24 protein-coding genes are annotated in these 26,049 nt (G+C 72.7%); 10 read left to right on the top strand and 14 right to left on the bottom strand.

Annotated elements, in window-relative coordinates; all coding sequences use genetic code 11:
- Positions 1 to 206: 206 nt before the first annotated feature.
- The 6 genes from M4J07_RS33140 (at position 207) to M4J07_RS33115 (ending at position 5,127) form a co-directional block, all read left to right on the top strand.
- Positions 207 to 398 (top strand): hypothetical protein, encoded by a 192-nt coding sequence (locus M4J07_RS33140; protein WP_255977937.1) that lies wholly within the window; start codon positions 207 to 209, stop codon positions 396 to 398.
- Between the two features lie 356 nt (positions 399 to 754).
- Positions 755 to 2,398, top strand: a complete 1,644-nt coding sequence (locus tag M4J07_RS33135) for a sensor histidine kinase (RefSeq protein ID WP_255977935.1) — start codon at positions 755 to 757, stop codon at positions 2,396 to 2,398.
- A gap of 105 nt (positions 2,399 to 2,503) precedes the next feature.
- Complete coding sequence (locus M4J07_RS33130) at positions 2,504 to 2,923, top strand: roadblock/LC7 domain-containing protein (protein WP_255977933.1); 420 nt, start codon at positions 2,504 to 2,506, stop codon at positions 2,921 to 2,923.
- Entirely contained in the window at positions 2,920 to 3,282 is a 363-nt protein-coding gene (locus M4J07_RS33125) for a DUF742 domain-containing protein (RefSeq protein WP_255977931.1), read from the top strand. Before M4J07_RS33130 ends, M4J07_RS33125 begins: the two co-directional genes overlap by 4 nt.
- Positions 3,263 to 3,880 carry a GTP-binding protein gene (locus tag M4J07_RS33120; protein ID WP_255977929.1) on the top strand — a complete coding sequence of 206 codons (618 nt, stop codon included), beginning with the start codon at positions 3,263 to 3,265 and terminating at the stop codon, positions 3,878 to 3,880. The genes M4J07_RS33125 and M4J07_RS33120 overlap by 20 nt, the downstream gene beginning before the upstream one ends.
- A complete protein-coding gene (locus M4J07_RS33115; RefSeq protein WP_255977927.1) occupies positions 3,877 to 5,127 on the top strand; it encodes a cytochrome P450 in 1,251 nt (416 codons plus the stop codon). The genes M4J07_RS33120 and M4J07_RS33115 overlap by 4 nt, the downstream gene beginning before the upstream one ends.
- Positions 5,128 to 5,157: 30 nt before the next feature.
- Here the strand turns inward: M4J07_RS33115 and trpS are convergent, their stop codons facing one another.
- The 10 genes from trpS to M4J07_RS33065 all read right to left on the bottom strand — a co-directional run bounded on the left by trpS (position 5,158) and on the right by M4J07_RS33065 (position 17,923).
- Positions 5,158 to 6,231, bottom strand: coding sequence for a tryptophan--tRNA ligase (gene trpS, locus M4J07_RS33110; protein ID WP_255977925.1), 1,074 nt, complete (start codon positions 6,229 to 6,231; stop codon positions 5,158 to 5,160).
- 181 nt (positions 6,232 to 6,412) lie between these two features.
- Entirely contained in the window at positions 6,413 to 7,636 is a 1,224-nt protein-coding gene (locus tag M4J07_RS33105; protein ID WP_255977923.1) for a cytochrome P450, read from the bottom strand.
- A gap of 135 nt (positions 7,637 to 7,771) precedes the next feature.
- Positions 7,772 to 8,812, bottom strand: a complete 1,041-nt coding sequence (locus M4J07_RS33100; protein WP_255977921.1) for an NAD(P)-dependent alcohol dehydrogenase — start codon at positions 8,810 to 8,812, stop codon at positions 7,772 to 7,774.
- Positions 8,813 to 8,906: 94 nt separating this feature from the next.
- Positions 8,907 to 10,589 (bottom strand): PucR family transcriptional regulator, encoded by a 1,683-nt coding sequence (locus M4J07_RS33095; protein WP_255977919.1) that lies wholly within the window; start codon positions 10,587 to 10,589, stop codon positions 8,907 to 8,909.
- Positions 10,590 to 10,639: 50 nt separating this feature from the next.
- Entirely contained in the window at positions 10,640 to 11,356 is a 717-nt protein-coding gene (locus M4J07_RS33090) for an ABC transporter ATP-binding protein (RefSeq protein ID WP_255977917.1), read from the bottom strand.
- Positions 11,353 to 12,174: an ABC transporter ATP-binding protein gene (locus tag M4J07_RS33085; RefSeq protein WP_255977914.1), complete on the bottom strand. Its 822-nt coding sequence runs from the start codon at positions 12,172 to 12,174 to the stop codon at positions 11,353 to 11,355. The genes M4J07_RS33090 and M4J07_RS33085 overlap by 4 nt, the downstream gene beginning before the upstream one ends.
- Positions 12,171 to 13,856, bottom strand: a complete 1,686-nt coding sequence (locus M4J07_RS33080; protein ID WP_255977912.1) for a branched-chain amino acid ABC transporter permease — start codon at positions 13,854 to 13,856, stop codon at positions 12,171 to 12,173. The genes M4J07_RS33085 and M4J07_RS33080 overlap by 4 nt, the downstream gene beginning before the upstream one ends.
- A 5-nt stretch (positions 13,857 to 13,861) precedes the next feature.
- Positions 13,862 to 14,767 (bottom strand): branched-chain amino acid ABC transporter permease, encoded by a 906-nt coding sequence (locus M4J07_RS33075; RefSeq protein ID WP_374215127.1) that lies wholly within the window; start codon positions 14,765 to 14,767, stop codon positions 13,862 to 13,864.
- Positions 14,768 to 14,817: 50 nt separating this feature from the next.
- Positions 14,818 to 16,098, bottom strand: coding sequence for a branched-chain amino acid ABC transporter substrate-binding protein (locus M4J07_RS33070; RefSeq protein WP_255977908.1), 1,281 nt, complete (start codon positions 16,096 to 16,098; stop codon positions 14,818 to 14,820).
- A 178-nt stretch (positions 16,099 to 16,276) separates the two neighbouring features.
- Positions 16,277 to 17,923 (bottom strand): helix-turn-helix domain-containing protein, encoded by a 1,647-nt coding sequence (locus M4J07_RS33065; protein WP_255977906.1) that lies wholly within the window; start codon positions 17,921 to 17,923, stop codon positions 16,277 to 16,279.
- 344 nt (positions 17,924 to 18,267) lie between these two features.
- Between M4J07_RS33065 and M4J07_RS33060 the strand changes: the two genes are divergently transcribed.
- Together M4J07_RS33060 and M4J07_RS33055 are read left to right on the top strand one after the other, a co-directional pair.
- On the top strand, positions 18,268 to 19,254 hold the full coding sequence (locus M4J07_RS33060; RefSeq protein WP_255977904.1) for a Dyp-type peroxidase: 987 nt from the start codon (positions 18,268 to 18,270) through the stop codon (positions 19,252 to 19,254).
- A gap of 5 nt (positions 19,255 to 19,259) precedes the next feature.
- Positions 19,260 to 20,060 (top strand): family 1 encapsulin nanocompartment shell protein, encoded by an 801-nt coding sequence (locus tag M4J07_RS33055; RefSeq protein WP_255977902.1) that lies wholly within the window; start codon positions 19,260 to 19,262, stop codon positions 20,058 to 20,060.
- A 17-nt stretch (positions 20,061 to 20,077) separates the two neighbouring features.
- On the opposite strand, the gene M4J07_RS33050 is transcribed toward M4J07_RS33055, so the two are convergent.
- Positions 20,078 to 21,277, bottom strand: coding sequence for a glycosyltransferase (locus M4J07_RS33050; RefSeq protein ID WP_255977900.1), 1,200 nt, complete (start codon positions 21,275 to 21,277; stop codon positions 20,078 to 20,080).
- Positions 21,278 to 21,404: 127 nt separating this feature from the next.
- Positions 21,405 to 22,193 carry a MerR family transcriptional regulator gene (locus M4J07_RS33045; RefSeq protein WP_255977898.1) on the bottom strand — a complete coding sequence of 263 codons (789 nt, stop codon included), beginning with the start codon at positions 22,191 to 22,193 and terminating at the stop codon, positions 21,405 to 21,407.
- A gap of 363 nt (positions 22,194 to 22,556) precedes the next feature.
- Between M4J07_RS33045 and M4J07_RS33040 the strand changes: the two genes are divergently transcribed.
- The gene (locus M4J07_RS33040; protein WP_255977939.1) at positions 22,557 to 23,798 is read left to right on the top strand and encodes a cytochrome P450; all 1,242 of its coding nucleotides are present in this window, start codon (positions 22,557 to 22,559) and stop codon (positions 23,796 to 23,798) included.
- Between the two features lie 5 nt (positions 23,799 to 23,803).
- The gene (locus M4J07_RS33035; protein ID WP_372349278.1) at positions 23,804 to 24,001 is read left to right on the top strand and encodes a ferredoxin; all 198 of its coding nucleotides are present in this window, start codon (positions 23,804 to 23,806) and stop codon (positions 23,999 to 24,001) included.
- A 10-nt stretch (positions 24,002 to 24,011) separates the two neighbouring features.
- On the opposite strand, the gene M4J07_RS33030 is transcribed toward M4J07_RS33035, so the two are convergent.
- On the bottom strand, positions 24,012 to 24,896 hold the full coding sequence (locus tag M4J07_RS33030; RefSeq protein WP_255977894.1) for a universal stress protein: 885 nt from the start codon (positions 24,894 to 24,896) through the stop codon (positions 24,012 to 24,014).
- A gap of 57 nt (positions 24,897 to 24,953) precedes the next feature.
- Positions 24,954 to 26,049, bottom strand: a 1,096-nt coding sequence (locus tag M4J07_RS33025; protein ID WP_255977892.1) for a hypothetical protein, incomplete at its 5' end; no start/stop codon positions are given.

The following is a 26,049-nucleotide window of genomic DNA, read 5'->3' as shown; positions in this document are numbered from 1 at the left end:
CCGCCTCCTCTCCCCCCTGTGAGGCGACGGGGCCACAGACTCGAGCGCCCGGGGGGGGTGGGGCTGCTTGAGCTGTCTCCTTCTGCTGGTGCCCGGGATCGGCCGGACCATGCACACCAGTTTTCGGCCTCTTCGTCCGACGGCGCGCTGCCGCCCTCTCATCGGGTCAAAGTCTCAAGAAGGAGTTCAATGACAGGGTGGAAGGCATGAAGTTCCTTCTCGAGGTCGACATGGACGAGACGACGGACAGCGGCGCAGCGGCACGCGAGCTGGGCCGGATCCTTCGGTACTGGGGCGGCAATCTCCACCACTACGCCCTGACGGCGGGCGACGGGTCGGCGATCTACGACTCCGCGTACAAGGAGGTGGGCCGCTGGCGGATCGCGGAAGCCGACTGACGTTGGCCGAAACCATTCGCTCACACAGAAGGTGATGGTGGGATCGGACGGCGCACGGCCCGGCGCACACCCCTCGACTGCCGCCCGGAAGGCCCGTCCGACCTCCATCTTCCGTGAAATATCGGGGTGTTCGGCCTTATCACGCTCCGAAGATCAGGGCGGCGAGTTCACGACGAAGTGGCCGATCGGGCGGACTGCCCGGCTTGTCCGGTCTGCTCGGCGCGCGGCATGGCTAGCATGAACGCTCGTACGGTCCGGAAGATCGGCGTCCTCTTCGGCGGCCGCTGCCCGGATCCGCAGCCGACGTGACCGGTCGGCTCGTCGCTTCCCGCACTCAAGGACCGAGGGACCGCGGAATGTCAGTGCCTGCTCCTCCCAGCCCGCACGCGATAGCCAGAACGGGGCGCACCTCGCTGGTCGCTGCGCTCACCGTGCTCGTGGCCGCGGCGGCCGTCGCCGGCGGCGCGGCCGCGGTCGCCCCGGCGGCCGCCAGGACCTGGGCGGTGTGGACGGCCGTGATCGCGTGGGGGTGCCTGACCGCCGTCGTCCTCGCGCACACCGTGACGATCGGCCGGGCCCGCCGGGAAACCTCCCGGGCACGCGACGAACTCGCCCTGGCCCAGAGCCGGTTGACCCAGCAGGCGGCCGAGGCCGCGCAGCTCGTCAATGTCACCCTGCCCGCGGTCGCGCACCGGCTGCACGACGCGGCGGGCGCCCCGCCGGTCGCCGCCGCACCGCCGTCCGACCCCCAACTGCGCCGGATCCTGGACGAGTTCACGGCGACCGTCGAGGCCTCCGCGCGGACCGCCGCCCAGAGCGCCGCCGAGCGCGACGCCGCCCGGGGCGAGCTGGAGCGCGCCGCGACCGAGCTCGACCGGCTGACAGCCGTCACCTTCCCCACCGCGGTGGGACGGCTGCGCGACGGTGCGTCCGCCGACACGGTGCTCGCCGAACTGACCTGGCCGGACAACCCCCTGTTGAGGGTTCCGGCCGAGACCTTCCTGCGGGAGCTGGCCCTCAGCGAGCGCCGGGGCGCCGCCGCGCAGGCCGCCTCCGCGAAGGCGCTCAGCCGGGTGCAGGCCAAGTCCGTGAGCATGCTGGCCGATCTGCGCGGCATGCAGGAGCGGCACGGCGAGGACGTCTTCGGCGACCTGCTGCGCCTGGACCACTCCACGTCCCAGCTCGGTCTGATGACCGACCGGCTGGCGCTCCTGATGGGCGGCCGCTCCAGCCGCGCCTGGAACAAGCCGATCGTGATGGAGAGCGTGCTGCGCGGCGCCGTCGGCCGCATCGCCGCCTACCAGCGGGTGCGGCTGCACTGCTCCACCGGTGCGGCGATCGCCGGGTTCGCCGCGGAAGGCGTGATGCACCTGCTGGCCGAGCTGATGGACAACGCGGCGAACTTCTCGCCGCCCATCGACGAGGTGCACGTCTACGTCGAGGAGCGCTCCGCGGGCCTCGTCGTGACCATCGAGGACAGCGGCCTGAAGATGGCCGACGCGGCGATGCGCCACGCCGAGCAGGCCGTGTCCGGACAGGTCACCGACCTGGCTTCGCTGCAGGGCACCCGGCTCGGCCTCGCCGTGGTGGGCCGGCTCGCGGCGAAGTACCGCATCGACGTGAACTTCCGCCCCTCCTCGCGCGGCGGCACCGGCGTGGTCGTCCTGCTGCCGCCCCAGCTCCTCGCCCAGCAGCGCGAGGCGGTCCCGCAGCCCGTCGTGGCGCCGCGCACCGCGCCCGCCGAGACCCACGAGCGCGCCGACGTGCCGGTGCCGGTGCCGCAGCAGGCCGCGCCGCCTGCCGAGCCCGCCGGCGCCACGCCGAACGGCCTGCCGGTGCGTCCGCCGGGCCGCACCATGGCCGCCGCCGACAAGGACCGCGACCGCGCTCCCGGCACCCCCGCCGCCGAGCCCGCACCGAAGCCCGCCCGCGACGCGGGCGCCCGCTTCGGCGCCTTCCACCGGGCCCGCAAGGCCAAGGACGGCGACCGGCCGGAGTAGCCCCCGGCGCCCCGACGGAACCTCAACCCCCCGCTCTACACCGTGAGATTGGAGGCACGGGCGGCGGACCGGCAGCGCCGGACCTCTCCCCCGCCCGACCCCGCCATGCAGACCACTGACACCAGCCTGACCTGGCTCCTGGAGAGTCTCCTCGAGCGCACCCCCGGCACGCGGCACGCCCTGGTCCTGTCCCGGGACGGGCTGAAGCTGTGCTGGAGCGAGCACCTGACGCTCGACCAGGCCGACCAGCTCGCGGCGATCTGTTCGGGGATCCAGGCGCTCGCCCAGGGCGCGTCCGTGGAGTTCGGCGACGGGACCGGCGGCGTACGGCACTCGATGACCGAGTTCCACGGCGGCCTGCTGTTCATCGTGGACGCCGGCGAGGGCGCACACCTCGCGGTGGTCGCCGACGAGGACGCCGACCCGGGCGTGGTGGGCCATCAGATGACGGAGCTGGTCGAGCAGATCGGTGAGCACCTGCGCGCCGAACCGCGCCAGGGCGCCACCGGGAGCGGCGCCTCGTGACCCCCCGCCGGCCGGTCGACACCGGCGACCCGGACCGGCTCTACACGGTCACGGGAGGCCGCAGCCGCGTCGACGACACCTCGTTCGACCTGGTGACGCTCATCGTGAGCGAGTGCGAGCCGGCCGCCGGGATGCAGTCCGAGCACGTCCGCATCCTGGAGCTGTGCCGGCGGCCGACGGCCGTCGTCGAGATCGCCGCCGAACTGCGGATGCCGATCACGGTCGTCCGGATCCTGCTCGGCGACCTGCTGGCCGGCGGCAAGATCACCGCCCGTCATCCGCGCGCGGCCCCGGCCGTCGCCGCGCTCCCCGATTCCGCCCTTCTCAAGGAGGTGCTCCATGGGCTCCGCAACCTCTGACCTTCCCGCCGTGCGCACACCGCTCGGCGCGCTCGCGGACACCGGCCTGAAGATCGTCGTGGTGGGCGGTTTCGGGGTCGGCAAGACCACGCTCGTCCGGTCCGTCAGCGAGATCCGGCCGCTGAACACCGAAGAGGTGATGACGCAGGCCGGCGTGGGTGTCGACTCGACGGCGGGGGTGGCGGCGAAGACGACGACCACGGTCGCCTTCGACTTCGGCCGGATCAGCCTCAACGACCGGATGGTCCTGTACCTGTTCGGGGCGCCGGGCCAGGAGCGGTTCTGGTTCCTGTGGGACCGGCTGTTCTCCGGGACGCTGGGCGCGGTCGTCCTCGTCGACACGCGTCGCATGGACGAGTCCTGGTACGCGATCGACCGGCTCGAGCACCACGGGACGCCGTTCGTGGTGGCGGTCAACCGGTTCGACGACGAGCCGGTGCGGCACTCCCTCGACGAGATCCGGCAGGCCCTCGCGCTCCCCGCGCACGTCCCGATGGTCGACTGCGACGCCCGGGTCCGCTCGTCGGGCAAGGACGTGCTGATCACCCTGGTGGACCACCTCTACGAACTGGCCATGGCCCAGGAGACGACACCGTGACCGAGCAGAACACGACGCCCCCGCCCGGCTGCCCCGCGCACGCGGGCGCGGTCCCGCTCAGCGGCCTGCAGTACCAGCAGACGCCGTCCCAGCTGTACCGCACCCTGCGCAGGGAGCACGGTCCGGTGGCGCCGGTGCTGCTGGACGGGGACGTGCCCGCGTGGCTGGTCCTCGGCTACTCCGAGCTCAGTTACGTCACCGCGCACGACGAGCTCTTCGCCCGTGACTCGCGGCGCTGGAACCAGTGGGAGAACATTCCCGCGGACTGGCCGCTGCTGCCGTTCGTCGGCTACCAGCCGTCCGTGCTGTTCACGGAGGGCGAGGAGCACCGCAGGCGGGCCGGGGTGATCACCCACGCCCTCGGGCAGGTCGACCAGTTCGAGCTGGCCAGGGACTGTGCGCAGATCGCCGACCGGCTGATCTCCGAGTTCTCCGGCAGCGGCGAGGCCGAGCTGATGGCCGCCTATGTGAGCGCGCTTCCGATGCGGGCCGTGGTGCAGCTGTGCGGGCTGCCCGACCTGGGCGCCGACACCCAGGACTTCGTCGACGACCTGCGGATCTCGCTGGACGCCGCCGAGGGCGACGACCCGGTCGCCGCCTATGTGCGGGTCGGGGAGCGGCTGCAGAACCTGGTGAAGGAGAAGCGGGAGCGGCCGGGTCCCGACATCACCTCGCGCATGATCCACGACCCGGCGGGCCTGTCCGACGAGGAGATCGTGCAGGACCTGATCTCGGTGATCGCGGCGGCCCAGCAGCCCACGTCGAACTGGATCTGCAACACGCTGCGCCTGCTCCTGACCGACGAGCGCTTCGCCCTGAACGTGTCGGGCGGCCGGCTCAGCGTCGGCGAGGCGCTCAACGAGGTGCTGTGGCTGGACACGCCGACGCAGAACTTCATCGGCCGGTGGGCGGTGCGCGACATCCAGCTCGGCGGCCGGCAGATCCGGGCGGGCGACTGCGTGGTGCTCGGGCTCGCCGCGGCGAACACGGACCCGCAGATCTGGCCGGAGTCGCACGTCGGCGCGGAGAACGCGGCCCATCTGTCGTTCAGCAACGGTGAGCACCGCTGCCCCTACCCGGCTCCGCTGCTGGCCGACGTCATGGCGCGCACGGCGGTGGAGACGCTCTTGGACCGGCTGCCGGACCTCGTCCTGGCCGTGGAGCCGGAGGAGCTGACGTGGCGCCCGTCGATCTGGATGCGGGGTCTGACGTCGCTGCCGGTGAGCTTCACGCCCGTCGTGCAGTGAGCCGCCCCCTGCGGGGCGGCCCGGTGCTCTTCAGTAGTCGGCGTTCATGGCGGCCCGTACGTCCCTGAGGGTGGTGTCGGCGATGGCGTTGGCCCGCTCGTTGCCGGCCCGCAGGACGTCCCTGACGAGCCGGCGGTCCTCAGCGTAGGCGGCGCGGCGGGCGCGGATCGGGGCGAGGTAGGCGTTGACGGAGTCGGTGACGCGCCCCTTGAGGGCGGCGCCGCCCCCGTCGCCGACCTCCTCGGCGACCTGGACCGGGTCGGTCTCCTCGCAGAGCGCGGCGAGCAGGACGAGCGAGGAGACCTCGGGGCGGGTGGCGGGGTCGTAGGTGATGTGCCGTTCGGCGTCCGTCCTGGCGCCGCGGATCAGCCGGGCGGTCTCGTCGGCGTCGGCGGACAGCGACACCGCGTTGCCGCGGCTCTTGCTCATCTTGGTGCCGTCGGTGCCGAGCAGCAGCGGGGCGGTGGAGAGCAGGGCCTCGGGCTGCGGGAAGACCGGTGTGCCGTGGCCGTAGCGGTCGTTGAAGCGGCGGGCGACGGTGCGGGTGATCTCCAGGTGGGGCAGCTGGTCCTGGCCGACGGGCACGAGGTTCGCCCGGCAGAAGAGGATGTCGGCGGCCTGGTGGACGGGGTAGGTGAACATCAGACCGCTGACGGCGGACTGGCGGGAGTGGGCGATCTCGTCCTTGACCGTGGGGTTGCGGTTCAGCTCGGCGACGGAGACGAGGCTGAGGAACGGCAGCAGCAGCTGGTTGAGGGCGGGCACGGCGCTGTGCGTGAAGATCGTGGAGCGGTCCGGGTCGATGCCGATGGCGAGGTGGTCGAGGACGAGTTCCTCGACGTACTCGGTGAGGTTCTCGGCGACGTCGCGGTCGGTGAGCACCTGGTAGTCGGCGACCAGGACGAACGTCTCGACGCCGAGGTCCTGGAGTCTGACGCGGTTGTGCAGGGTGCCGAAGTAGTGCCCGAGATGGAGCCGGCCGGTGGGCCGGTCACCGGTGAGGACCCGGAACTGTCCGGGGTCCTTGCGGATGAGTTCTTCCAGCTCGCGGCTGCGGGACTGCGCGGCGGAGGTGCCGAGGACGTCGGTGGTGGTGCTGCTCATGGTCTCTCCCGGAGCTCACGGGCGTCCTCGGGACGGCAGAGCTTCCGGGGAGAAGCAACAAGGGCCGTCCGGCGGACGGCCCTTGTACGTGCATGACTGTGGCCGCCTCTAAGTGAGGCGCCACCAGCTCAGACACGAAGAACGATGCATACGGAGACAGTACACCCGTAAACGGTCCGGGTCAGGAACCGGCGGGAGTGAAGCGCACCGGCAGCGACTGCGGGCCGCGGGTGAACACGCCGTGCTCGACCGGGTCGAAACCGTCCGCGAGCCGCAGGTCCGGCATCGCGTCGAGCAGCTGGTTCACCCCGATCTCCACCTCGGCCTTGGCGAGCAGCGCGCCCACGCAGAAGTGCCGGCCGAGGGCGAAGGCCAGATGGTCGGCGGCGGCGGAGAACGCGGTGGTGGTCGTCAGGTCGTCGCGGAAGAGGTCGAAGCGGTCGGGGTCCTTGTAGCGGTTCTCGTCGCGGTTGGCGGCGCCGATGAGGCAGGTGACGGTGGCCCCGGCGGGGATGGTGCCGCCGCTCACCTCCACGTCGACCGCGGACTGGCGCATGATCATGTGGACGGGCGGGGTGAAGCGCAGCGTCTCGGCGAAGGCCCGGGCGATCAGTGAGCGGTCCTCGCGGACGGCGGCCAGCTGCTCGGGGTTCACCAGCAGGTTGGCGAAGATGCTGGCGATCGCCTTGTCGGTGGTCTCGCCGCCGGCGGCGAGCAGCAGGCTGCAGAACGCCTTGATGTCCTCGTCGTTCATCCGCACGCCGTCGACCTCGGCGGCGCACAGGGTGGACAGCAGGTCGTCGCCCAGGTTCTCGCGGCGGGCCTGGATGATCGGGATCATGTACTCGGCGAACTCGACGCGGGTGCGCTCGCCGGCCGCGGCGACGTCGGGGTCGCCCGCCAGGTTGCCGAGGAAGGCGATGACGGCGGTGTACCAGCCGTGGAAGCGGGCGTGGTCGGCCTTGTCGAGGCCGAGCATGTCGGCGATGACGTTGACCGGGAAGCGGGTCGCGTAGTCCCCGACGATGTCGGCGGAACCGGTGGCACGGAACTGGTCTATGAGGTCACGGGAGTTGGCCTCGATGACCGGCAGGAACTTCTCCTGCAGGTCGCTGCCGCGGAAGGCGGGGGCGACCAGCGCCCGGCGCACGGCGTGCTCCCGGCCGCTGAGCTGCAGGATGGTCTTGCCGTGCACGGGCTCGATCTGCCAGTTGTAGTTGTCCGTGGTGAACTGCGTCTGCTTGTCCTTGAAGACGCGCTCCACGTCCGCGTACCGCGAGATGATCCAGCTCTGCGTCGCCTCATGCCAGATGAGGGGCGCGGACTCACGCATCACGCGGTACGCGGGGTAGGGGTTCTCGGCGAACTCCGGCGAGAGGATGTCGGGAATCTGCGCGGTGGACATGGAGCTCCCTGAGTGGGGTGACGAGCGGTCCGCCTCAGGTTATTGATCACCCGTCACCCGGAACAGACCCCTCCACGCCGACAGTTGAGCGCTGCACCAATCCTGTGGCCGAAAATCGCCCTTTCGGGGCCGGTCTCAGCCGTTGGGCAGGATCACCGCGCGGCCGTTGACCTTTCCGTCGTGCAGCCGCTCGTACGCCTTGGGCGCGTCGTCCAGCGAGTACGTCTCGGTGTGCACGGAGACGGCGCCGGCCCGGGCGAGGTCGAGCACCTCGATGAGCTCGCCGCGGCTGCCCCAGTACGGGGCGGTGACACTGACCTCGAAGTTCGTCGCGCCGAAGCCGACCGGGAGGGTTCCGCCGCCGATGCCGACGAGGGTGACGTCGCCCTCGACGGCGGCGACGGCGCCCGCCGTCTCGACGGTGGGCTGCACGCCGACGAAGTCGAAGACGGCCTCGGCGCCGCGCCCGCCGGTCAGCTCCTTCACCTTCGCCGCGGCCTCGGCGTTCGACAGGATCGCCTCGTGCGCGCCGACGGTGCGGGCGAGGGCGAGCTTGTCCTCGGAGACGTCCAGGGCGATGACGCGGGCGGCGGTCATGGCGCGCAGCAACTGGATGGCGACGTGGCCGAGGCCGCCGGTGCCGATGACGACGGCGGTCGAGCCGGGCACGAGCTTGGGCAGCGAGCGCTTGATGGCGTGGTACGGGGTGAGTCCGGCGTCGGTGAGCGGCACGGTGGCGACGGGGTCGAGGCCGTCGATCGGCACGAGGTGGCGCGGGTCGTCGACGATCATGTACTCGGCCATGGAGCCGGGAGCGCCGAGTCCGGGCGGGTTGATGCCGAGCTCGGCGGCGCGCAGGCAGTAGTTCTCCTTGCCCTGCGCGCAGTTGATGCAGGTGCCGCAGCCCCACGGGCCGTAGACGGCGACGGGGTCGCCCTCCTTCAGGCCGGTCACGCCCGCGCCGAGCCCGGCGACGGTGCCGACGCCCTCGTGGCCGAGGGTGAGCGGCAGCTCGTAGGGGAAGCCCTCGGCGGGCCAGCTCATGACCGCGATGTCGGAGTGGCAGACGCCGGCGGCGGTGACCTTCAGGAGGACCTGCCCCGGACCCGGCTCCGGATCGGGAACGGTGACGACCTCGGGTGCAGACCCGACGGTGCGGTACTGAAGCGCCTTCATGACTCGACTCCTATGTCGCTTACGTCCGACCCCCGTGCCTCCAGCGTAACTCTTGATGTCCCAATGAGACACATGTCCCTCCGAGACGCGTGTCTCAGCGGTCGAGCGCGCGGGGGTCGTCCCGGCCGTCTCTGTGGAGCCGCAGCTGGAGCATCGCGGCGAGCCGGTGCTCGGGGTCGTCGAGGTCGAGACCGGTGAGGGCCACGGCCTTGCGGACGCGGTAGCGCAGGGTGTTGGGGTGGACGTTCAGCGCCTTGGCGACCTTCGGCACGTCGCCGAAGGCATCGAGATAGTGCAGCAGCGAGTCGGCGAGGCGGGTGCCGTGCGCCGCGTCCCGCTCGGTCAGCTCGGTGAGGGCCGGATGCCGGATCTCCTCGTGCCCGGCGAGCAGTCCCAGCAGGTCGCGGACCATCAGCGACGCGGTGAGACCACGGTGGGTGTGCACGGCCCGGTCGGGGGTGCGGGCCATGATCTGCAGGGCGTGGTGGCCGCGCAGCTTCACGGCCGGGATGTCGTCGAGGCGCGCGGCCGTCCCCGCGAGGACGGCCTGCACCGGGGTCCCGGTGTGCCGGCGCAGCCGCGCCACGAGATCGGCCGACCAGCGCACCAGAGCCGCCTCACCCGCCTCCTCCCCGGCAGGCTGCGGGCCCGGCTCGGGCAGCATCGCGTAGATCTGCCCGCAGGCCTGCGCCACCAGGGTGTGCCGCCGGTACGCGGCGGCGTGCACGGCGATGATCTCGGCCGCCTCCGCCCGCCGCGCCTCCTGCCAGGCCGTCTCACCGGCCGCGGGGTCCTCGCGCAGGTCCACGGCGACCACGGCCGCCGCGGTGGACGGTGGTATCCCGAGGTGCAGGGCGAGTGCGGCGGCGTCGAAGCGGCCGGTGAGCAGTCCGTGCGCGAGGTCGGAGCGCGACAGCCGCCGGGCCGCCGCGTCCCCTTCGTAGTAGTGGTCGACGAGCTGCGAGGCCGCGAGCCGCGCCGCGCCCCGCAGCGCCCGCTCGGTGTTGTCGGCCAGCGGTGCCGCGCCCTCCTGTACCCAGATCGAACCGAGCGGACGGCTGCCCGCGCGGATCCCGATCACCAGTCGCCGCCGGACGCCCCGGTCGGGCCGGGCGGCGACCTCGACGACCTCGTCCCCGGCGCGGATCCGCCGGTGGACGCCCCACTGCCGCAGCAGGGTCAGGTACTCCTCGGGGCAGGCCCGGCCGAGGATGGAGCGGCGGCGCAGTTCGTCGGCCTCGTCCGCGGGCCCGGCGTACGCCATCACCTGGTGCGCCCCGTCCTCGATGCTCACCAGGCCGTGGGTGAGCGTGGCGACGGTCTGGGCCAGCGAGTACAGGTCGCCGCCCCCGCCGCGGTAGGGCCCGGCCGCACGGGCCCCGGCCAGCAGCCCGCGCACCGCCGCCTGCACCTGGTCCCAGCGCACGGCTGCGGAGAGCGCGAGCAGACCGGTGCCGGTCCCGTCGGTGGCGGCCCTCAGCGGTGCGGTCGCGGACGCCGTCCCCGCGTCGAGCCGGACGGCGACCGCGCTCGCGCCCGCCTTCGCGGCCGCCGCCACCACGGCCACGGCGTCGGCGCCGCGCGCCCCGACGGCCAGCACGAGCGCCCCGGCCGCGTCGCCGAGGTCGTCCCCGGGCTCCGCGATGACGACGCCGGTGACGTCCGCGCCGCCCTCGGCCAGGACCAAATCCTGTGCCGTGACGCCGAGTTCGTCCGCCACACGGCGCAGGGACACAGCAGGAACGGCGGCCGAGCCGCCCGGGTCCGCCAGATGCATGGCGGGAGGATACGCGTCCGCGCTGTGCGGCGATCAGCTCGGGACGCCGCTCAGGCCTCCCCGAGGTACGCCTTGCGGACGCTGTCGTCGTCGAGCAGCGTGCGGCCGCTGCCCGACAGCACGAGGCGGCCGGTCTCCATCACGTAGGCCTGGTCGGCGAGGGCGAGCGCGGCCCGGGCGTTCTGCTCGACGAGGAGGATGGTGGTGCCGGCCGCCTTCAGCTCACGGACCGTCGCCATGATCTTCTTCATCATCAGGGGCGAGAGCCCCATCGACGGTTCGTCCAGCATCAGCAGCCGGGGGCGGCACATCAGGGCCCGGGCCATCGCCAGCATCTGCTGCTCACCGCCCGACAGGGTGCCCGCGGCCTGGGTGCGCCGCTCGCGCAGCCGCGGGAAGAGGACGTAGGCGCGCTCGGTGTCGTCGGCGATGCCGTCGGCGTCCTTCCGCAGGAACGCCCCGAGCAGCAGGTTCTCCTCGACGCTCAGCCGCGGAAAGATGTGCCGCCCCTCCGGTGAGTGGGCCAGGCCGAGCGCGACGACCTGGTGGGCGGGGACGCCCGCCAGGTCCTGCCCGCGGAACCGGATGCGGCCCGCCGACGGTGCGAGCAGTCCGCTGAGGGTGTGCAGAGTGGTGGTCTTGCCCGCCCCGTTGGTGCCGATGAGCGTGACGGCCTGGCCCTCCTCGACGCGGAAGGAGATGCCCTTGACGGCCTCCACCTTGCCGTAGGCGACACGGAGGTCCTCGACTTCGAGGAGTGCGGTCATGCGGTCCTCTCCCGGTTCTGCGGCGAGCGCGGCGTCGGTTCTTCCTCGTCGTCCGGCGCACCGAGATAGGCCTCGACGACCCGTTCGTCGGCCTGGACCTCCCCCGGCGCGCCCTCGGTCAGCTTGGTCCCCTGGACCAGGACCGCCACCCGGTCGCAGAGGTTCATGATGAAGCGCATGTCGTGCTCGATGACGAGCACGGCGACCCCCCTGGCCCGCACCGAGCGCACCAGCTCCTCGGTCTCCGCGGTCTCCTGGGGGTTCATCCCGGCCGTCGGCTCGTCCAGGAGCAGCAGGCGCGGTTCGCTCGCCAGGGCGCGGGCGATCTCCAGGCGGCGCTGGGCGCCGTAGGACAGGCTGCGGGCGAGCAGGTCCGCCTGTCCGCCGAGTCCGACGAAGTCCAGCAACTCCCGTGCCCGCTCTCGGGATTCACGCTCCTCGCGCCGGTAGCGCGGGCCGTGGGCGAGTGCGGAGAGCAGGCCGGCGCGGGTGCGGGTGTGGCGGCCCACGATCACGTTCTCCAGCGCCGACATGTTGGCGAACAGCCGGATGTTCTGGAAGGTGCGGGCCACTCCGGCGCGGGTGACCCGGGCCGGTTTCGGCGGCAGGGTCTCGCCCGCGAACAGGACGGCACCCTCCGTGGGGACGTACAGCCCGGTCAGGCAGTTGAAGAAGGTGGTCTTGCCCGCGCCGTTGGGGCCGATCAGCCCCACGATCTCGTTCTCCCGGACGGCGAGGTCCACGCCGTCGACGGCGGTGAGCCCGCCGAAGCGCATCGTGACGCCGCTCGCCCGGAGCAGGGGTGGTGTGGTGCTCATGCGGTGGCCTCCGCCGCGGTCCGGCGCGCCTCGGCGGCCGCGACCTGCTCGTCATGGAACTCCAGTCGATGCCTGCGGTCGGGCACGAGCCCCTCGGGCCTGAACCGCATCATGAGGATCAGGGCGAGGCCGAACAGCATCATCTGGTACTGGCTGAAGAACGCGAACTTGGCGGGGATCAGGTACAGCAGCGCCGCCCCGACCAGCGGGCCCGAGACGGTGCCCATGCCGCCGAGGACGACGGCGGCGAGCAGGAACGCCGAGTTGGGCGGCGCCGTGTCGGCGAACTTGTAGTTCTCCGGTACGGCGTTGGTCTGCAGATGGGCCATGACGGTGCCCGCGAGTCCGGCGAGCGAGGCGCCGAGGCCGAACGCGAGCAGCTTGTACCGGAAGCCCTCGATGCCCATGGCGGTCGCGGCCTTCTCGTCCTCCCGCAGCGCGATCCAGGCCCGCCCGATCCGCGAGTTCCCGGCGCGTGCGTACACGAAGACGATGACGGCGATCACCGCGAGCAGCAGCAGGTAGTAGTTGGCGAAGCGGCCGAAGGTGACGCCGAGGAGGGTGTGGCGGGTGCCGAGGTCGAAGCCGAACACGGTCAGGTTCGGCACGGAGTTGATGCCGTTGGGGCCGTTCGTGAGCCGGGGTCCCGAGGTGCCGTCGAGGTTGTTCACGGTGATGCGGAAGATCTCGCCGAAGCCGAGTGTGACGATGGCGAGGTAGTCGCCGTGCAGCCGCAGGGTCGGTGCGCCGATGACCAGTCCGGCCACCAGGCTGACGCCCATGCCGAGCAGGGCGGTCGCCCAGAACGGCCACGGTCCGATGTCGAACGTGGAGAACGTCGAGCCGGAGACGAGGGCCGCCGTGTAGGCGCCGGTGCCGAGGAAGGCCACGTAGCCGAGGTCGAGCAGCCCGACCAGGCCCACGACGATGTTCAGACCGAGGGCGACGGCCGCGAACACCAGGATGTTGTCGGCGATCGCCGTGTACTGGTCCCCGGTCTGGGTGAACGGGAAGACGAGCGCCGAGGCGAGCGCCGCGACGGCGACCGCGATCCGGTTCCGGGCGGTGAGCGCGCCGAACCGGGCGGTGAGTCCGGCGGCGGCGAGCGCGCGCACCCCGAATCCGGCGGCGGGCAGGAAGGCGAGGAAGTCCTGTGCCGAGTCGGTCGTGATGCCGTACGTCAGGACGTACATCGCGGCCAGGAACACGACGGTGATCAGGGCGCCTTCGGCCGCGCGCGGCAGTCGTGCCGCCGGTGGCGGTTCGGTGACGGTGTCGTCGGGCAGGGCGTGCGCGCCTGCCGCGAGCAGCAGGACGGCGCCGGCCGCGAGCCAGCCGCCCGGTTCGACGTTGACGACGCCGCCCAGGTCGACGGCGATCGCCCCGACGGTGATCCAGGTGGCGGTCAGCGCCGCGAGCGACGCCGCCCGCAGCGCCCGCACGGCGCCGGCCGGGGCGAGGGCGCGCAGGCCCGGGACACCGAGCACGGCGGCCGTGAACACGGCGGCGAGCAGAGCGCCGGCCAGGGTGAGGAGCTGGCTGCCGCCCGGGTATCCGTAGACGGTGAGGTTGCCGGGATAGCGGGAGGTCCAGGTCCACGCGAGGAACGGCGAGACGAGGGAGAGGGCGGCGCCGCAGACGACGAGGGCCCGGGCCGCCGGAGTGCTGGTCTTGGGAATCATGGAGGTCACGCCCTGTCCGCGATGCGTTCGCCGAGCAGCCCCTGGGGTCTGATCAGCAGGACGACGATGAGGATCACGAAGGCCCATACGTCCTTCCAGACCGAGCCGCCGAACATGTGCAGCGCCGGCAGGTGCGGCAGCAGACCGGAGGCGAGGGCCTCGGCGACGCCGAGGACGACACCGCCGAGCATGGCGCCCTTGATGTTGCCGATGCCGCCGAGCACGGCGGCGGTGAAGCCCTTCAGACCCGCGATGAAGCCCATGTTGTACGAGATGGTGCCGAGCCTGAGCCCCTGGGTGACGCACGCGACGGCGGCCAGGAGCGCGCCGATGGCGAAGGCGACGACGATGACCCGGTCGGTGTCGATGCCCATGAGCCGGGCCGTCTTCGGGTCCTGCGCCGTGGCCTGCATCGCGCGTCCGGTGCGGGTGCGCGCCACGAACCAGGTGAGGACGACCATGGCGAGCGCCGCGACGACGAGGGTGAGCAGGGCGGCGTGGGAGAGGGTGACACCGCCCAGGTGCAGGGGCTCGCCGGGGAGTTGGGGGAAGGGGACGGGCGCGGTGACGCCGACGGATCCGCCCGGCAGGGTGAAGAAGTTGAACACCACCTGCTGGAGGAAGAGCGAGAGTCCGATCGCGGTGATCAGCGGGGCGAGACGCGGGGCTCCCCGCAGCGGACGGTAGGCGAACCGTTCGGCGGCCACCGCCGCGGCGACGGACACCACGACGGCGGCGACGAGCAGGACGGGCAGGGCGAGCCATAGCGAGACCGCACGCAGCCCCGGCACCCAGGCGTAGACGAACAGGGCACCGAAGCCGCCGAGCATGTAGATCTCGCCGTGCGCGAAGTTGATGATCTGGAGGATGCCGTAGACCATCGTGTATCCGACGGCTATCAGGCCGTACATGGTGCCGAGGACGAGCCCGTCGGCGAGGAGTTGCAGGACGTCGGTCGCGGTCACTTGACCGTCACGATCTTGACGCCGTTCTTCCAGGCCCCGTCCTGCACGCAGTTGACGCTGATGACCTGGTTGACGCTGTCGCCGTACGCGTCGAAGCCGACCTTGCCGGTGGCGCCGTCGAAGGCGACCTTCTGCATGGCGTCGACGACCTTCGGGCGCAGTTGCGCGATGTCGCCGACCTTGCCGTCGTTGGCCTCGACGGCCGCTCCTACCGCCTTCATGAGCGCGGTCGTCGCGTCGTAGACGTACGCGCCGAAGACGCCGTAGCCCTCGGAGTAGCCGGCTGCCTTGTAGTCGGCGACGAAGGACTTGGCGGAGTCGAGGGAGTCGACGGGCGCGCCGTCGGAGTGCGCGCACACGCCGTCGGCGGACTTCCCGCCGGCGAGCGGGATCAGCTGGTCGTCCTTGACGGCGTCGCCGCCGCCCATCGGCCCGTCGAACCCGGCGGCCACGAGCTGCTTCTTCAGCGGTCCCGCCTGCGGGTACTCGCCGCCGTAGAACACCCCTTGCGCACCGGACGACTTGACGCTGTTGACGACGGCCGCGTAGTCGGACTCGTCGGGGTTGATGGACTGGTGGACGGCGACCTTGCCGCCGAGCTTCTCGTACGCCTCGGTGAAGTTCTCGACGATGCCGGTGCCGTAGGTCTTCTTGTCGTCGACCGTGGCGATCTTCTTGATCCTGAGGTCCTTGAAGAAGTACTCGGCCATGACGGGTGCGGCGACGGCGTCGGTGCTGATGGTGCGGAAGTAGTTGTCGTACTCGCGCTGCGGGTCGGTCTTGTAGCGGGCGCCCTGGGTGAGGGTCGCGGCGGTGTTGGCGCCGGACACCTGGACCATCGTCGCGTCGTGCAGGGTGGACTGCATCGCCGCGGACACCGAGGAGTTGTAGGCGCCGACCACGCCGATCACGCTGGTGTCGGCGACGAAGGCCGCCGCGTTCTGCTGACCGATGTTCGGGGTGGCCTGGTCGTCCTTCGCGGCGAGCTCGAACGTGACTCCGGGGACGAGCTCGTTCTTGTTGGCCTGCTTCACCGCGAGTTGGGCCGAGTTGCGCATGCCGAGGCCGACGGCGGCCAGGTCCTTGGACAGCGGGGCGTCGAAGCCGATCGTGACGGTGGTGGCTTCCTGCCCCCCGTCGTCGCCGCTGCCGTCGTCGCGGGTGCCGCACGCGCTCAGCACCAGGCTGCCCGCGAGCAGCGGTGCGGCCAGCGCCAGGGAGCGTGAACGTCCGCTGCGTGGGCGGGCGTCGGGGGCATCGGCGATGAGGCGGTGCATGGATGTTCCTCCACGGTCTGATCTGCGGCCTCGTCCTGACTGCCGCCGGTCGGCGGTGCACGGAGGGCTTGACGCAGTGACTGAAACCTAGGCGGCGGACCGGGGCGTGGAGCTTGTCCGGACGGCAGATCTCGGCGGGGGCGCGTTGTCGCACGGGACAACGCCGTTCTTCCGGTCGTCACACGGACCGGCCGTGCGCACGCCCGGTCCGCGCGGCGCGCAGGTGCAGCTGGGCGACGAGTCGCTGCTGCGGATCGTCGAGGTCGATGCCGGTGACGGCGACCGCTCGCCGGATGCGGTGGCGCAGGGTGTTGGGGTGGATGTGCAGGCGGCGCGCGACCGTCTTCACGTCGCCGAACGCGTCGAGGTAGCGGAGCAGCGAGCCGCACAGGTCCGAGCGGTTGCGGCGGTCGTGCGCGGCGAGCTCGTCCAGCGCCGGGTCGTGGATGTCGGGGTGGTCGCCGAGGACGTCGAGGATCCGGTTGAGCAGCACGGCGGCCCGGACACTGTCGTACGTGGCGACCTCGCGCCCCGGGTCGTCGGCGATCACCGCCAGGATCCGGTCGGCCTCCGTACGCGCGGCGGGCGCGTCGGCGAGGCGCGGCACCGTGGCGGTGACGGCCGCCTGCACCGGTGTGCCCAGGTGGCGGCGGAGCGTGGTGACCAGGTCGGCGGTCCAGGCGGTGAGGCCGCGGTCGGCGGTGCCGCCGGGCACCAGGACGTAGAGGCGGCCGTCGAGCCGGGCGGAGACGGCGGTGCGGCGGTGGGCCGCGGCGTGCAGGGCGACGATCTCGGCGCAGCGGTCGCCGCGCAGCCCGGTGTCCCGGTCGTCGCCGTGGCCGGGGTCGTGCGGTTCGACGGCGACGACGGTGGCGCCGCAGTCGACGGAGACGCCGAGGTGACCGGCGAGCGCGGCGGCCGGCGACCGGCCGGAGAGCAGTCCCGCGGTGAGGTCCTCGCGCAGGCCGTTCTCGGAGCCGGGGCCGCCGAAGGGACGCAGGAGCGCGACGGCGGCCAGCCGGGCGGCGCCGCGCAGCACCTGCCCGGTGTGGGGGGCGAGCGGCCCGGTGCTCTCCTGGATCCACAGGGTGCCGAGGAACCTGCCGCCCGCGGTGATGCCCATGGCGAGGCGCCGCCGGGTGCCCAGGTCGGGGCGTTCGGGGACGTCGACGACCAGCTCGCCGCCGCGCAGCCGCTCGTACACGCCGGCTTCCCTGAGCACCTTCAGATAGTTCTCCGGGCAGGCGTGGCCGAGGATCGACAGGCGGCGCACCTCGTCGACGCCGTCGTCCGAGCGGGAGTAGGCGAGCACGCGGTTCGCCGGGTCCTCCACGGAGACCGCTCCCCCGCTGAGTGCCGCGAGGGTCCTGGCCAGCGAGAAGAGGTCGCCCTGTCGGGTCCGGCCGGCCAGGTCGGGGCCGAGGTCGAGGGCATCCAGCGCGGCGCGGGCCACCGTGCCGATGTCCTCCCAGCGGGCCTGGTCGCGCACGCCGAACAAGGCCGTGCCGCATTCGACGGCGGCCTGCCGCAGGGCCTCCCGCTCGTCGTCGCGTCCGGTGCGCAGCGCCACGGCCGTGGCACCCGCGTGGCCGGCGGCGATCAGGGCCCGCAGGGCGCCGGTGCCGCGGGCGCCGACGAGCAGGACGAGGCGGTCCTTGTGCTCGGGGCGGGGTGCGTCGTCCGGCTCGGCGATGACGACGCCGGTCAGGGGGCGGTCGAGGCCCTGGGGCGCGGCGAGCAGGTCCACGAGGTGACCGGCGAGCGTGGGGGCGAGCTGGCGCAGCAGGACTCCGGCGGGCGCCGCGGTGTGCGGGTGAGCGTCCATGGGGCGGCTGACCTCCGGCAGCGGGGAAACAGTGCTGCGGAGGCTATGCACGCCGGGGCGGAGCGGGGCTGTCCGGCCGGACAACGTCGGGGGACCAGGACTGTCCGCGCGGCCATTGGCCGGGGTTCGGTGCCCGGAAACACGAAGGACCCCGACCGTACGGGGGAGAACGGTCGGGGCCTGGTTCAAAGTTTAACAGCGAACCAACCGTGCTTCGCACCGCGCACCTCATCCGCCCGAGTGAGGTCGGACACACGGCACCAACAGGCGCACATGCCGCGTTCCACCACTGCCCATAAAGTGACAGAAGCCAGCAATCGCCGCCCCGCGAGACGGGAGCCCCCGTGGCCGAGCCGCAGTCCGTCCTCACGCCGCCCGCGAAGGCCGCCGTCTTCCTCGTGGTCACGGTCGCGCCCGGCGGGGAGGCCGCCGTGCGCGCGACGCTGGAGGATCTGGCCGGGCTCGGCCGCTCCGTCGGCTTCCGCTCCCCCGACGACGGCCTGTCCTGTGTCGTGGGCATCGGCTCCACGGCCTGGGACCGGCTCTTCGACGGGCCCCGGCCCCGCGAACTGCATCCCTTCCAGGCACTCGCCGGCCCCCGGCACCTGGCCCCGGCCACCGCGGGCGACCTGCTCCTCCACTTCCGGGCCCGCCGGATGGACCTCTGCTTCGAGCTGGCCCGGCTGGTCGTGGACCGGCTCGGTGCCGCGGTCACCGTCGTGGACGAGGTGCACGGCTTCAAGTACTTCGACGAGCGCGATCTGCTCGGCTTCGTCGACGGCAGCGAGAACCCGACGGGACGGGCGGCGGCCGCGGCCGTCCTCGTGGGCGACGAGGACCCGGACTTCCAGGGCGGCTCGTACGTGATCGTGCAGAAGTACGTGCACGACATGGCGGCCTGGGAGGCGCTCTCCTCCGACGAGCAGGAGCGGGTCATCGGCCGCACCAAGACCGCCAACGTCGAACTGGCCGACGACGTCAAACCCGCGAACTCGCACGTCGCGCTGAACACGATCGTGGACGAGGACGGCACGGAGCGGCAGATCCTGCGCGAGAACATGCCGTTCGGCCACGTCGGCAGCGGCGAGTTCGGCACCTACTTCATCGGCTACTCCCGCACCCCGGACGTCACGGAGCGGATGCTGCGCAACATGTTCCTCGGCGACCCGCCCGGCAACCACGACCGCATCCTCGACTTCTCGACGGCGGTCACGGGATGCCTCTTCCACGTGCCGAGCGCCGACTTCCTCGACGATCTGCCCGCCCCGCCGCCCACCGCCGCCGACGCCGTCGACGGCTCGCTGGGCATCGGCAGCCTCAAAGGAGCCTGAGCACCATGAGCACGAACCTCCACCGGGAACTCGCGCCGATCACGCCCGCCGCCTGGGCGGAGATCGAGGAGGAGGCGCGGCGCACGTTCCAGCGCCACGTGGCGGGGCGCCGCGTCGTGGACGTGACCGGGCCCGACGGCCCGGAGCTCGCGGCCGTCGGCACGGGACACCTCAGCGCCATCACACCGCCCGCCCCGGGCGTGACGGCACGGCTGCGCGGGGTCCGGCCGCTGGTCGAGCTCCGGGTGCCGTTCACGGTCAGCCGCGAGGCGGTCGACGACGTGGAGCGGGGTTCCCTGGACTCCGACTGGCAGCCGGTGAAGGACGCCGCGCGGGCCATGGCGTTCGCCGAGGACCAGGCGGTCTTCGACGGGTACGGGGCGGCGGGCATCGAGGGGCTGCGCTCGCGGACCTCCAACCCGGTCCTGAGCCTGCCCGCGGAGCCCCGCGACTACCCGGACACGATCAGTCGGGCCCTGACCGCGCTGCGGCTCGCCGGCGTCGACGGCCCGTACTCGCTGCTGCTCGGCGCGGACGCGTACACGGCGGTCAGCGAGACCTCGGACCACGGCTATCCGATCGCGAACCACCTGAGCCGCATCCTCAACGGCGAGCTGATCTGGGCACCCGCGCTCAACGGGGCGTTCGTCCTGTCGACCCGCGGCGGCGACTTCGAGCTGCGGCTCGGCGAGGACCTGGCCATCGGGTACACGACGCACGACGCGAGCGGCATCGAGCTGTACTTCCACCAGACGCTGACGTTCCTGCCCTACACGGACGAGGCCGTGGTCGCGCTCACGGCGTGAGCCCCACGGGGTGATCCTCACGGCACGAGCCGGTCGATCGCCTTCACGGCAGTGCCGACACCGTCCTCCGCGGCGATCCGGGCGGCCACGTCGCGGCTGCCCGGCACGTCCGTCACCGTGCGCAGCGCGTGCGCGAGGCGTACGGCGGTGAGCTCTCCGAAGGGGATCGGTCCGGTGGCCGTGCCCGCCGCGACGAGGCGGTGCGCCCAGAACGGCTGATCCGCCGTGACCGGCACCGGGACCGACGGCACCCCGGCCCGGGCGGCGGCCGCCGCAGTCCCGGCGCCCGCGTGGTGGACGACCGCGGCCGTCCGGGGCATGAGCAGTGCGTGCGGCAGGTCGCCGACCGTGAGGACGCCGTCGGCCTCCGCGGCGAGTCCGGCCGCGCCCGACTGGAGGATGCCGCGCAGCCCGGCCCGGCGCAGCGCGTCGACGACGAGGGCGCTCAGCCGCTCCCCCTCCCCGGCGGCCATGCTGCCGAAGCCGACAAGAACGGGCGGGGGACCCGCCGCGAGGAAGTCCTCGACCTCGCGCGGGAGCCGGTCCTGCGGGACGTGCGGCCACCAGGTGCCGACCACCTGCAGGCCAGGGCGCCAGTCGGCGGGACGCGGCACCAGGACCTCGCTGAAGCCGTGCAGGACCGGCCGGTCGGCGGCCTCCTCGCGGCGGCGCAGCTCGGGGCCGCGGGCCGGCGGCAGGTCGAGGCGCTCGCGCAGCTCCCGCACGGCCGGGGCGTAGATCCGGTCGACCATGCGCAGTGCGAACCGGCCCGCGGCGCGGTTGCCGTACCGGCCCAGCGAGCGGTTGCCGGACACGACCGGGCCGAACTCCCCGGTGGGGGCGTTGGGTTGGAGGTGGGCGCCGATGGCGGGGATGCCGGTGGCCTCGGTGACGTGCCAGCCGAGCGGCGTCGTGGTCGCGGACAGCAGCATCAGGTCGGGGCCGTCCGCGACCGCGTCGGCGAAGCCGCGGCCGAGCCCGGCGGTGAACGCGGCGGCGTTCCGCATCAGTGCGCGTGGCCCGGACGCGCCCCCCGCACCGTCCCGCGGGCCGGTGGCCAGCACCCGGAACCCGAGCCCCGCCGCCCGCACCAGGGGGGCGAACTCCTCCTGCGTGGCGATGTCGACGTCGTGCCCGGCGCCGCGCAGGCCCGCGCCGAGCCCGGTGTACGGGGCGATGTCGCCGCGGGATCCGGCGGCGGCGATCAGGATGCGCACGGGAGCTCCTCAGGGTGCGGTGGATCGTGGGTGTGGGACGAGTCGTGCGGGCGGGGCCGAGGGCGTGTGCGGGGCCGAGCAGGCGGGCGGGGCCGAGCGTGCGGACCGGGTACGGCGGCAGCGGGGATCACTCGCCCTCCCCCGCCCGCCGCACCCGCAGCGCGTTGGCGTCCACGGCGTCCCGGAGATATGCGGCGAGGCCCGGGCGCTGCTGGGACGGCGGGACCACCAGGGCGAACGCGCGGGCGTCGCGGGGGAAGTCGGCGGCGATCCGGCGGTGCATGTCCGGCGGGCACGGGGTGAACCAGCGGGCCGTGTGCCGGCGGTGTTCCTCGGCGAGGTCCATCGCCTCCTCGCTGTCGGCGGCGTGTCCGTCGTCGTACGCGGCGAGGAGGTCCTTGCGCCAGGCCGCGGCCTCGCGCATCAGGGTGCGCCAGTCGTCCTTCGTGTGGGCGGCGGCCCTGGCCATCGCCTTGCGGTGACCCTCCGAGTCCTGCCACTTCAGCTGGGCCTCGGTGGCGTAGCTGAGGTCGAAGGCGATCTCGCCGAACACCTCGAACCGCTCCCGCGGAGTCAGTCGCACCCCGGTCTGCTGCACCTCGATGGCGTGCTCGGCGACCTCGACGAGATGGCTGAGCTTCTCGATCTGGTCGGTCAACTGCCGCTGCCGGGCCCGCAGATGTGCCAGCACATCGGCCGCCGGATCCGCGAGGATCTCGGCGATCTCCTCCAGCGGGAAGCCGAGCTCCCGGTAGAAGAGGATCTGCTGGAGCCGGGCGAGGTCGGCGTCGCTGTACAGGCGGTAGCCGGCCGGGCTGCGGTCGCTCGGCGAGAGCAGCCCGGTGCGGTCGTAGTGGTGCAGGGTGCGCACCGTCACCCCGGCGGCGTCCGAGACCTGCCCGATCGAGTAGTGCATGGCCGTGCCCTTTCGTCGGCGTACAGCCTGCAGCCTGACGTAAGGGGAGACTCAACCCGCCGCGTCCCGCGCCCGGGACGCACCCGCCGCGCCGTCGGACGGCACGATTCCGGTCGCCGTGACGATCGGTTCAGGCCGCACGGGGCGCGCATCCGGTGCTCCCGGCTCCGCCGGTGCCCCCGCCCGAGCTGAGCACACCGCCGTCCCCCTCGAACGCGAGCGAAAGCCCCCGGCCAGATACCCCGTCCGAACGAACTGGCCGGTCTTGCCGTCGACCCGGTAGATGCCTGGGGCATCCAATGACAGAAGCGCGGAACGACCGGCTCCGTGCGCATCATCGAGTACTGCGAGGCGATCCGCTCCATGACGGAATCCACTACGGAAACGGCCCGCCAGGACCCCCACCCGATCGCATCCGACCCCGCGTCCGTGTCCTTCCCGCAGGACCGCGGCTGCCCCTACCACCCGCCCACCGCCTACGCCCCGCTGCGCGCGGCAGGACCGCTCGGCCGGGTCACGTTCTTCGACGGCCGATCGGTCTGGGTCGTCACCGGGCACGCCCTCGCCCGTGACCTGCTCGCCGATCCGCGCCTGTCCAGCAACCGGCAGCGTCCCGGCTTCCCGTTCCCGACCGAGCGGCTGGCCAAGGTTCGCGCCCGCCGGGTCGCGCTCCTCGGCGTCGACGACCCGGAGCACAACGCCCAACGGCGCCTGCTGATCCCCAGCTTCTCGCTCAAGCGGATCGCCGCCCTGCGGCCCCGCATCCAGGAGACCGTCGACCGGCTGCTCGACGCGATGGAGCGGCAGGGCCCGCCGGCCGAGCTCGTGTCGGCGTTCGCCCTGCCCGTGCCGTCGATGGTGATCTGTGCGCTGCTCGGGGTGCCGTACGCGGACCACGAGTTCTTCGAGGAGTGCTCCCGGCGGCTGCTGCGCGGGCCGGGGGCGGACGACGTGGAGCGCGCCCGGGTCGAACTCGACGCGTATCTGGGCGCGTTGATCGACCGCAAGCGCCGCGATCCGGGCGACGGACTGCTCGACGAGCTGATCCACCGGGACGGTCCCGACGGCCCGCCGGACCGCGAGGAGCTGATCGCGTTCGCGGTGATCCTGCTCGTGGCCGGGCACGAGACGACGGCGAACATGATCTCGCTCGGTACGTACACGCTGCTGCGCCATCCCGGGCAACTGGCGGCGCTGCGGGCCGGCGACACGACGACGGCCGTGGCCGTGGAGGAGCTGCTGCGCTTCCTGTCGATCGCGGACGGGCTGCTGCGGGTGGCCAAGGAGGACGTGGAGGTGGCCGGTTCGACGATCCGGGCGGGCGAGGGGGTCGTGTTCTCGACCTCGCTCATCAACCGGGACGGCGACGCGTTCGCGGCGCCGGAGACCCTCGACTGGGACCGGTCGGCCCGCCACCACCTGGCGTTCGGCTTCGGGGTCCACCAGTGCCTCGGCCAGAACCTGGCCCGCGCGGAGCTGGAGATCGCCCTGCGCACCCTCGTCGAACGGTTCCCGGGGCTACGGCTCGCGGCCCCCGTCGAGGAGATCCCCCACAAGCCGGGCGACACGATCCAGGGCATGCTCGAACTGCCCGTGGCGTGGTGAGCGCCGTGCGGATCGAGGTCGACAAGGAGCGGTGCGTGGGCGCGGGCATGTGCGCGCTGACCGCGCCGGACGTGTTCACGCAGGACGACGACGGCTTCAGCGAGGTGCTCCCCGGCCGCGCCGAGGCCGCCGCGGAGCACCCGATGGTGAAGGAGGCGGTACGGGCCTGCCCGGTGAGCGCGGTGTCGCTCACCGGGACCTGACGGCCGGCGCTCAGGCGGGCGGCACCACGGCGACCGGGCACGGCGCGTGGTGCAGCACCGCGTGGGCGACGGAGCCGATGCGGGCGCCGACGGCGGTGCGCCGGGCGCGGCGCCCGACGACGAGCAGCTGGGCCTGGGGCGCCACCGACAGGAGGACCTGTCCTGCGCTGCCGATCTCGACGTGCTCGGTGACGGGCACGTCGGGGAACCGCTCCCGCCAGGGCGCGAGGGCCGCAGCGAGGGCCTTCTTCTCGTGGGGTTCCATGCCGCCGGACTCGTCGAGGAGGGCGAGGGACGCGGGGCTGTAGGCGAAGACGGGCGGCAGGCTCCACGCGCGCACCGCCCGTACGCCCGCGCCCCGCGCCGCCGCGGTGGTGAACGCGAACTCCAGGGCCGCGGCGCTGTCCTCCGGGTCGCCCTCCTGTCCCACGATCACGTCCCGCCCGGCGGCCTCGGAGCTCGCCTCGTCGCCCTCGCGGACCAGCACCACGGGACGCTCCGCGCCCGCGATCACCTGCTGGCCCACCGAGCCGAGCAGGAACCCGACCAGGGCGCCGTGCCCGCGCGAACCGAGGGCGAGGAGTTCGGCGTCGCCCGCCGCGGCCACCAGGGGCGACGCGGCACCGTCCTCGCCGAGGACGTCCGTGGTGACCGCGAGCCCCGGGTGGCGCTCGGCGATCTCCTGCTCGGTCTCGGCGAGGAGGTCGCCGGCCCAGCGGTCCTGGCGGTCCTGGGTGTCCTCCAGGGCGGCGAGCACCAGCGTCTCGGGCAGCCGCTGCCCCACGTGCACCAGGCGCAGCGGCAGGTCCCTGCGCACCGCCTCGCGCGCCGCCCATGCGGCCGCCGCCGCGCTCTCGGGTGATCCGTCCACTCCCGCGGTGATCGGCCGGGTCATGCCACTGCCTCCAGGTCCGTCGGCTGCACTGTTTCGTCTGCTGTCTTCGATCTTGCCCTATTTCGCCGCTCCGCCGGCACCGGCCTTCGGCCGCTTCTCCGGTCGCAGGTACGCGGACCAGCCACCCGGCGGCCGCTCCCCCACTTCCAGGCCGCGCAACTTGGCCAGAACCGCGGGGTCCTGCGCGTCGAGCCAGTCGACGAACTGCCGGAAGGAGACGAGCCGTACGTCCTTGTGGTCGGCGATCCGCTTCAGGCTCTCCTCGACGGCGTCCATGTAGATGCCGCCGTTCCACTCCTCGAAGTGGTTGCCGATGAAGAACGGCGCCCGGTTCGTCTCGTAGGCGCGCCGGAATCCGGCCAGGTAGGACTGGGTGGCCTGGGTGCGCCAGCCCGGGTAGTTGGAGGACGGCGCCCGGGTGGAGTTCTTCGACTGGTTCGCCAGGATGTTGTAGTCCATCGACAGCACCTCGAAGCGGTGGCCGGGGAACGGGATGCCCTGCAGCGGCAGGTCCCACACGCCCTGCTTCTTGTCCGGCCAGCGCTGGAGGCCGCCGGGCGAGGACGCGTCGTAGCGCCAGCCGAGCTCGCGGGCGACGGGCAGCAGGTTGTCCTGGCCCAGCAGGCACGGGGTGCGGCCGCCGATGAGTTCCTGGTCGTAGTCGAAGGGCAGCGACGGGTGGTCGTGCCAACCGGTGTTGCTGCGCCAGGACTTGACGAAGGACCTGGCCTGTTCGATCTCGCTGCGCCAGTGCGCGGCGCTCCAGTTGCCGACGGAGCCGGGGCCGCCGCAGAAGTGCCCGTTGAAGTGCGTGCCGATCTCGTGGCCATCCAGCCACGCCTGGTGGACGTACTTCAGGGTCTCCTTGACGTGTCCGTCGGTCAGGTAGCCGATGTCGGAGGCGCCGACGGGGTTGTTCGGCGGGCGGTAGAGGCGCTTCTTCGACTCGGGCAGCAGGTAGAGGCCGGAGAGGAAGAAGGTCATGTGGGCGTCGTGCTCGCGGGCCAGTTCCAGGAACCGGGGGAAGAGGCCGTTGCCGACCTCGCCCGCGCCGTCCCAGGAGAAGATCACGAACTGGGGTGGCGTCTGGCCGACTTCCAGGGCGACCGGCGCCGCCGGCTGGTTGGGCTGCCGGCCGGTGTACGAGGTCGAG

Origin of the sequence: Streptomyces longispororuber (genome assembly GCF_024448165.1) — a bacterium.
Taxonomy (GTDB): domain Bacteria; phylum Actinomycetota; class Actinomycetes; order Streptomycetales; family Streptomycetaceae; genus Streptomyces; species Streptomyces longispororuber_A.
The sequence above is the reverse complement of the archived record's forward strand: the minus strand, read 5'-3'. Positions and strand labels throughout refer to the sequence as shown.

What these genes read in the sequence shown, in the direction of transcription:
- M4J07_RS33140 (WP_255977937.1), top strand. Translation starts at nt 207, where the DNA reads ATGAAGTTCCTTCTCGAGGTCGACATGGACGAGACGACGGACAGCGGC.
- M4J07_RS33135 (WP_255977935.1), top strand. Translation starts at nt 755, where the DNA reads ATGTCAGTGCCTGCTCCTCCCAGCCCGCACGCGATAGCCAGAACGGGG.
- M4J07_RS33130 (WP_255977933.1), top strand. Translation starts at nt 2,504, where the DNA reads ATGCAGACCACTGACACCAGCCTGACCTGGCTCCTGGAGAGTCTCCTC.
- M4J07_RS33120 (WP_255977929.1), top strand. Translation starts at nt 3,263, where the DNA reads ATGGGCTCCGCAACCTCTGACCTTCCCGCCGTGCGCACACCGCTCGGC.
- trpS (WP_255977925.1), bottom strand. Translation starts at nt 6,231, where the DNA reads ATGAGCAGCACCACCACCGACGTCCTCGGCACCTCCGCCGCGCAGTCC.
- M4J07_RS33105 (WP_255977923.1), bottom strand. Translation starts at nt 7,636, where the DNA reads ATGTCCACCGCGCAGATTCCCGACATCCTCTCGCCGGAGTTCGCCGAG.
- M4J07_RS33100 (WP_255977921.1), bottom strand. Translation starts at nt 8,812, where the DNA reads ATGAAGGCGCTTCAGTACCGCACCGTCGGGTCTGCACCCGAGGTCGTC.
- M4J07_RS33095 (WP_255977919.1), bottom strand. Translation starts at nt 10,589, where the DNA reads ATGCATCTGGCGGACCCGGGCGGCTCGGCCGCCGTTCCTGCTGTGTCC.
- M4J07_RS33090 (WP_255977917.1), bottom strand. Translation starts at nt 11,356, where the DNA reads ATGACCGCACTCCTCGAAGTCGAGGACCTCCGTGTCGCCTACGGCAAG.
- M4J07_RS33085 (WP_255977914.1), bottom strand. Translation starts at nt 12,174, where the DNA reads ATGAGCACCACACCACCCCTGCTCCGGGCGAGCGGCGTCACGATGCGC.
- M4J07_RS33080 (WP_255977912.1), bottom strand. Translation starts at nt 13,856, where the DNA reads ATGATTCCCAAGACCAGCACTCCGGCGGCCCGGGCCCTCGTCGTCTGC.
- M4J07_RS33075 (WP_374215127.1), bottom strand. Translation starts at nt 14,767, where the DNA reads ATGTACGGCCTGATAGCCGTCGGATACACGATGGTCTACGGCATCCTC.
- M4J07_RS33070 (WP_255977908.1), bottom strand. Translation starts at nt 16,098, where the DNA reads ATGCACCGCCTCATCGCCGATGCCCCCGACGCCCGCCCACGCAGCGGA.
- M4J07_RS33065 (WP_255977906.1), bottom strand. Translation starts at nt 17,923, where the DNA reads ATGGACGCTCACCCGCACACCGCGGCGCCCGCCGGAGTCCTGCTGCGC.
- M4J07_RS33055 (WP_255977902.1), top strand. Translation starts at nt 19,260, where the DNA reads ATGAGCACGAACCTCCACCGGGAACTCGCGCCGATCACGCCCGCCGCC.
- M4J07_RS33045 (WP_255977898.1), bottom strand. Translation starts at nt 22,193, where the DNA reads ATGCACTACTCGATCGGGCAGGTCTCGGACGCCGCCGGGGTGACGGTG.
- M4J07_RS33040 (WP_255977939.1), top strand. Translation starts at nt 22,557, where the DNA reads ATGACGGAATCCACTACGGAAACGGCCCGCCAGGACCCCCACCCGATC.
- M4J07_RS33030 (WP_255977894.1), bottom strand. Translation starts at nt 24,896, where the DNA reads ATGACCCGGCCGATCACCGCGGGAGTGGACGGATCACCCGAGAGCGCG.